Raw genomic sequence first — 2,629 nt, 5'->3', positions numbered from 1 at the left:
TCTGAACCGCAGCGTGAGTGATCGCCTGATCAATAAGGTCCCGGTGTTCGCCGGACAGATGGGGATAGCGGGTAGCAACGGCGCCAGCAGTAGCTGAGTAGCCCGGCTCATGATACGCACGCAGGACGTTCAACGCCGTCTTTATGCCGTCGTTTTTCGGAAAGAAAGCATCGACGTGATCGACCAGGGATTGGTGATTTTTTAGATCAGTCGCTTGGCCACGAGCGCCGAGATCATTCGCCAATTGGCGAAGTGAATACGTGTATTTTCGGACCGTGCTCTCGCTCAATTTTTTCTGAACCGCAGCGTGAGCGATCGCCTTATCAATCACGTCCCGGTGTTCGCCGGACAGATGGGGATAGCCGGTAGCACGGGCGCCACTCGCGACAGGTTCGGCTCGGCGCGGCTCGGCCACGTGCTGCTCAAACCCCGCTTGCCTCGCCTGGCCCGCATCCGGCAAGGGGTCATGGCGGTCCACGAAAGAAAGCATCGCGTCTGGGACGCGTTGAGTCCCATGGGAGAAGCCTTTGGGGACGGCGAATGAGACGTTTATGGAGTTCTCGATCGCAGCGGGGGGCTGCTCAGACCTTGCGGACGGCGCGGCCTCCGCATGCAGCCTTCCGATGTGTTCGGACCCTGTCCGTTGAACGGGTATCCCTTCCAATGGCAATTCACCCAACTGCTGCATGGGGGGCTGCATCGGCACGCGGCCGCCTGAATTGCCGATTTCGCTCAGCGGCTGCTGAATGGCGGCGGCTTGCGGCGTATTCAGGGCCCTCTGCCTCTCCGCTGGCCGCAACAGCACTGAGGAATGTTCATTGTTGATGATGACCCGCTCGGGTGGCAGGAGGTTGCCCTGCTCAAGCGCATCCGGCGAGGGCCGGATCTGCTGTTGGCTGGCAGCTAACGCTGGCGGGGCGGCGGCCTGAACTCCGGCGTGCCCAGAGCCGGCCGCTGCGAAAGCGTCCGCCACGATCCTAAGTTGCGGGACCTCCACTCGCGGCCGTTGAACCACCCTGCCGTCTTCCTCGGGTTCGGCGCCCGGCCGCCCGCGCTTGGCACCCGCCCGATCGCGTGCCTCCATAGTATCGTTCAGGATGGCAGGTTGCTCGGTCGGCATCCTCGAAACCGTCGGATCGGCCTCGGCAGAGATTTGAGGGCGAACGGCGTGAGTGAGCGCATGGTGTTGGTCCGGACTCGCTGGAAAACCGTCTCGCCCGAACTGCTCGACCATCTGTCCGGAAGAGTCCTCCGCTCTCTCAGTCGCCCCCCCGTCCACGGCAGGAAACCCAGGAGTGCTGTCGCTTGGCCCGGCGAGGGGCTGCGGCGTGAGCTCCGGAAGCTGCTGTACCTCCTCCCATGGCAGAACCTCCTCCATAGCGTCCGACGAGAGGTCTTGCCGCGGATGCGCGTCGGTTTGCGGATATGTTCCGCTGGCCACGCCCCCATCCGCCGGCAGAACAAGGCTGCCGGCGCGAGTAGGGACATCGTGTTCGTCCGGGCTCGCTGGGGGGCGGTCTCCCTCGATCATCCGCCATGCATATCCGGAATAGTCCTTCCCCTCCAAGTCGAGCCAAGACTTCGCCGTCCTCCACATCGCCTTCGGCAAGTGCTCCCTGAGGATGCCCAGGGCGTGCTCGTAGTCCTCCGCTCTCTCAGTCGCCCCCACGTCCACGGCAGGAAACCCAGGAGTGCTGTCGCTTGGCCCGGCGAGGGGCTGCGGCGTGAGCTCCGGAAGCTGCTGAACCTCCTCCCATGGCAGAACCTCCTCCATAGCGTCCGACGAGAGGTCTTGCCGCGGATGCGCGTCGGTCTGCGGATATGTTCCGCTGGCCACCCCCTCATTCGTCGCTAGAACGTTGTCTGGAAGGATGACCAGTCCGATCGTGCTATCCGGGTCCGCGGGTGGATTGAGCCCCGTCAAGGCCTGCAGGAAAGCCCACGTCGCCTGACTGTCCCCGTTCTTTACGATCATCACGCTATTTCCTGTTTCTTCGGTGATCCCTGTCGCAGCTAAAATCGATTGCGGCGGCAGCGAGCCGGGGGGTGTTGGGCGCTGGGGTAGGAATCTCGGCGCCAATCCTGGGCAAGGCGCTGGTCATGCCCGTGCTGGTATGTGGTGATGAACCACTAGAGCGGTCCATCCGGGGCCGGGTTGGTCGGGCGGCATGGCTGCGCCGGTTGGTAAGTTGCTCCATTTCACTGCCGCCTTGGGACCGACGGTTGCGGCTGAGCTGACGGCGTTAGCCGGCGGCCCACATCGGGGGGCTAGCGACTAGAACTTTTCGCGCAGCTCCTCCGTCAGCGCCCTTGCGTCGGCGTCACTGTCAACCACCCGGGGGTTAAGCAATATCAAAAGCTCAGTTCGTTCCTTGGCGTATTCGGTGCTGCCAAACAGGCCGCCCAAAAGCGGAATGTCCTTCAGCACAGGAATCCCAGAATTGGCTTGTTTGGTGCTATCTGCATCAATCCGCCGATTGCGATCGTGTCGCCGTTTCGGGTAATACGGTACTCTGGAGGCGGCGCACCGAGATCACTGGGGATTGAACAGTGGTACGCCCTGCGATGATCTCTTCGGTAAGCCGCGCCAGCCGTCCGGCCTCAGTAATGTCCACTTCGCCACCGCCCC

The 2,629-nt window shown here is 62.9% G+C and carries 1 protein-coding gene and 1 pseudogene; both read right to left on the bottom strand.

Annotated elements, in window-relative coordinates:
• Positions 1 to 1,975: pseudogene (locus tag AC0L2C_RS33420) on the bottom strand (hypothetical protein); the annotation flags it as partial.
• A gap of 300 nt (positions 1,976 to 2,275) precedes the next feature.
• The gene (locus tag AC0L2C_RS33415) at positions 2,276 to 2,470 is read right to left on the bottom strand and encodes a hypothetical protein (RefSeq protein WP_473525455.1); all 195 of its coding nucleotides are present in this window, start codon (positions 2,468 to 2,470) and stop codon (positions 2,276 to 2,278) included.
• Between the last annotated feature and the right edge of the window lie 159 nt (positions 2,471 to 2,629).

It is taken from the genome of Mesorhizobium sp. WSM4845, from assembly GCF_055811455.1.
This window is presented reverse-complemented; position numbering and strand designations above follow the sequence as displayed.